The sequence below is a fragment of the Streptococcus sp. 10824 genome (assembly GCF_013276595.1).
Classification (GTDB): Bacteria; Bacillota; Bacilli; order Lactobacillales; family Streptococcaceae; genus Streptococcus; species Streptococcus pseudopneumoniae.
Genome location: NZ_VMLH01000143.1, coordinates 1 through 3,957 on the forward strand (window position 1 = coordinate 1; position 3,957 = coordinate 3,957).

Here is a 3,957-nt window from a genome sequence, read left to right on the forward strand (position 1 = left end):
GCATTTAACAGAAGCCGAAAAAGCCAAAGTTAAAGAAGCCGTTTCGAAAGCTAACCCAACAGCCACCAACGTAGTTGTAAAAGACAATGGAGACGTAACTGTCACATTACCAGATGGAACAACTAAAGAAATTCCATCGACAGAAACCGTAGAGAAAAAATCTGGTAATAATAGTACTGATACTAGCAACAGTGGCAACACCAACAATGGAGCTACTACCAACCCTGCTGGCAGCAATAGCAACAGTGTGACACCAGATAACAGAGGCAATACTCCAGCCCCTGGTGTGACAACTGACAATAGTAGCAATACGACCCTTACTACTCCATCGTCTACTGTTGGACAGGCACAAGCAAGCACTTCGACTCAAGAAACGCCAGTTTCTACAAGCACTCCAAACAATTCAGGAACTACAGTGACTCCTAACGAGACTCGTCCTGTTGACAAGTCTGAGCTTGCTCGATTGGTTGAAGGATTGGAAAGTCGTTTGAAAGATTTGGATGATATAGATAGTACAACGCTTGAGTCAGCTAAAGCTCTTCTTACAGAGATTAAACAAGCTCTTAATGACGAAAGTTTGACAGAGTCCGATTTGCGTGATATTGTTAGAAGAGTGAGAGAGGTAATAGACTCCTTAAAAGGTGTGAAAGAAGACCAGCAAAATCAAGAAAAAGATCAGATGAAAGACGATAGTCAGACAACTACTGAATTTTCATATGTAGTAATGATTGGCAGTCTACTTGCCCTTCTTGGGCTCCTTCTCTTCCTCATCGCGCGTCGTAAGAAAGAGTCAGAACTCAAGAAATTGGTCAAGGAACTAAGCAAGCTTGAAGCAGAATTGGATTCTACAAATGTGGATACGAAAGTTCTCGACCAAGCACGAGAAGCTCTCGCTCAAGCAGTTGCTTTCCTAGCCAATGAGAAAGAGTCTGACCACACAGAAGACGAGTTGATTGAGAAACTCAAAGCGATTCTTGCTCAGCTAAGATAAGCGACATGTTGAAATATCGCAGGCGACCATAGAAGTTACTACATTGCTGGATAATGACGATAGGAAAAGTTAGTCGCAAACCTGTAGTGGGAATATACCAGCTTCTAGTGGGGAAGTGGTTCTGGGAACAGGACACCGTCTTTTAAATGGGAATGCTTCCTCCTCTAGTACAAGTAGAAGTCTTTGATGGTAGAGTAAGATAAAGAAGAAACACGAAACAAGTAAGATAGTTCATGAAATGGAACTGAAAATTGCTGGTGTGGACTCTTGAAGGAAGTAATGGATAGAAAGAAGTTGAAAAGCGTCTTTCTATCCATCTTTCTTTAGGAGTTGATGTAAGCGCTCTCTATCACTTGGTTTTGTCAGATGATTGTGCTCTCCATAACCAACCATACGTATACCATATATAGTAGATTGAAATAAGATATGAACAAAGAGATTGAGAAAGTCAAATTAATTTCTAGAAATATTTTAGAATCCGTAGCCTACTATTCTAGGCTCAATATACTACACTTAAAAAATATTTCTATTGATTAATAGGGATTATTGTGGTATAATCTAGGTAGATTAGAAGTCATCAAAGGTGCAGCAATGTATAACTAGGTGACCTTTTTTCATATAGTGGAGACTGTTAGAATGAATGTTGCCATATTTGAATTAACAAATTTCAAGGAATATATTCCTTGAAATATTGATATAGTTGATAAAATACGATTAGTTTATAATCCTGTGTTAGCACCTACTACGTTAAAAATGGCGATTGAACCTGCACTGACAGAAGAAGAATTGTATCAACATATGAAAGATAAATCTCATTGGGATTTTTCATATAATGTTGATGATGAATTTTATAAAAAGGATTGCGTAGATTTATGGTAAATTGGTTAATCGTCAGTATATTTTAGCTAAGTAAGCCTACTTATTTGATAGTTACCTTAGAAATTTCCTTCAAGAAATATTGGAGAGAATTGAAGTCTTTTTGAAAAAGAGTACCGCTGATGCTCTGACGCTTGGATACCAAAAAACTATTTATATTTTTGAAGACGATGATTTATATTTTTCTGAACAATCTAAATACTGCAAGGATAACCCTAAACGTCAGGATACTGTCTTGAAAACAAAGTATCATTTATCGCGGTTTATTTTTGAAAAACAAGATGATTCCATAGTAAAGAATCAGATTAGACAATATGGTGTTGTGTTGCCTTGGACTGTTTTTCGTTTAATGACATTTGGAAATATATCATCATTTCTTGTCGCCTTACAACCAGGTTATCGAAATAAGGTTGCTGCTTATATTAGTTTGCTCTTGTATAAGGATGATAAAATTCCAGCTAAAATCTTATTGTCCTGGTGTAATGCACTTCGATATCTTAGAAATATATGCTCATATAATGGCAGATTATATGAACGCTTACACCATACCTTACCTGCTCTTCATCATTCTGATAAGGAGTTATTGGAGACAAACTCAGAGAATGATGATAAGACATTATTTATTTATTTTATAGCAATGAGACATCTTATTTTGTCCATGTCCCTAGAAACCCAGAATTTTTGGAATAAAAAATACAAAATTTACTAGAAGAAGGAAGTAGAGAACAAGTTGATTTGAGACACTACGGTCTTCCAGAGGACTGGGTGAACTTATTGACAATTAAGAATAGGATAATCTCTTAGATAGATAATTATTGGAAAGAATAAGATAGTATGGAGGTCTAGTATAAAACAAAATAAAGGGCACAAAACTTTTTTATTCTGTGTTGTGCCTTGAGTGAAACAAAAGGAATAAATTATAACAATGAAAAAAGTTGCCATTATTGGAGCAGGAATTGTGGGGACAACAGCTGCCTACTACCTCTCGAAAGAAAGTGACCTAGAGGTAGCCGTCTTTGACCATGGACAAGGTCAGGCTACCAAGGCTGCAGCAGGAATTATCAGTCCTTGGTTTTCCAAACGCCGCAATAAAGCTTGGTACAAAATGGCGCGCTTAGGGGCTGATTTTTATGTGGATTTATTAGCTGATTTAGAGAAATCAGGGCAAGAAATCGACTTTTACCATCGTTCGGGAGTCTTTCTCCTGAAAAAGGATGAATCCAAGTTGGAAGAACTCTATGAATTAGCCCTCCAGCGCAGAGAAGAATCTCCCTTGATAGGGCAATTAGCCATTCTGGACCAAGCATCATCTAATGAATTATTCCCTGGTTTGCAGGGATTTGACCGTCTGCTCTATGCTTCTGGTGGAGCGAGAGTAGATGGCCAACTTTTAGTGACTCGTTTGCTGGAATCCAGTCATGTCAAGCTGGTCAAAGAAAAAGTGACTCTGACACCGTTAGCATCAGGCTACCAGATTGGTGAAGAGGAGTTTGAGCAGGTTATTTTGGCGACGGGAGCTTGGTTGGGGGATATGTTAGAACCCTTGGGTTATGCTGTGGATGTCCGTCCTCAGAAAGGACAGCTCCGAGATTATCAGCTGGCCCAAGACATGGAATTTTACCCTGTTGTCATGCCAGAAGGGGAATGGGATTTGATTCCTTTTGCAGGTGGCAAATTGTCCTTAGGTGCTACCCATGAAAATGATATGGGATTTGATTTGACGGTAGATGAAATCTTGCTCCAGCAAATGGAGGAGGCAGCCTTACCTCACTATCCAGTTTTAGCTAGAGCGACTTCAAGGGCTGAGCGTGTGGGAATCCGTGCCTATACCAGCGATTTCTCTCCTTTCTTTGGGCCAGTGCCAGAATTGGCAGGTGTCTACGCTGCTAGTGGACTAGGTTCATCAGGCCTCACAACTGGTCCTATTATTGGTTACCACCTAGCTCAATTGGTCAAAGGCAAGGAGTTGACTTTGAACCCTGAAAACTACCCAATTGAAAACTATGTCAAACCGGTAAAAAGCGAATAATACTCAATGAAAATCAAAAAACAAACTAGGAAACTAGCAGCGGGCTGCTCAAAGCACTGCT

General features: G+C 39.1%; 4 protein-coding genes. All 4 read left to right on the plus strand.

Annotated features, from left to right (window positions below; genetic code table 11):
• Positions 1–991 (plus strand): hypothetical protein (locus tag HT701_RS11210; RefSeq protein ID WP_188111056.1); only part of this gene is annotated, 991 nt, incomplete at its 5' end.
• Between the two features lie 753 nt (positions 992–1,744).
• Positions 1,745–1,870 (plus strand): hypothetical protein, encoded by a 126-nt coding sequence (locus tag HT701_RS11800; RefSeq protein ID WP_014017312.1) that lies wholly within the window; start codon positions 1,745–1,747, stop codon positions 1,868–1,870.
• A 79-nt stretch (positions 1,871–1,949) separates the two neighbouring features.
• On the plus strand, positions 1,950–2,576 hold the full coding sequence (locus HT701_RS11650) for an Abi family protein (protein ID WP_007284783.1): 627 nt from the start codon (positions 1,950–1,952) through the stop codon (positions 2,574–2,576).
• A gap of 216 nt (positions 2,577–2,792) precedes the next feature.
• Entirely contained in the window at positions 2,793–3,896 is a 1,104-nt protein-coding gene (locus HT701_RS10710) for an FAD-dependent oxidoreductase (protein WP_000754684.1), read from the plus strand.
• Positions 3,897–3,957 lie beyond the last annotated feature (61 nt).

Coding starts and splice junctions, on each gene's coding strand:
- HT701_RS10710 (WP_000754684.1), top strand. CDS start 2,793: ATGAAAAAAGTTGCCATTATTGGAGCAGGAATTGTGGGGACAACAGCT.
- HT701_RS11800 (WP_014017312.1), top strand. CDS start 1,745: ATGGCGATTGAACCTGCACTGACAGAAGAAGAATTGTATCAACATATG.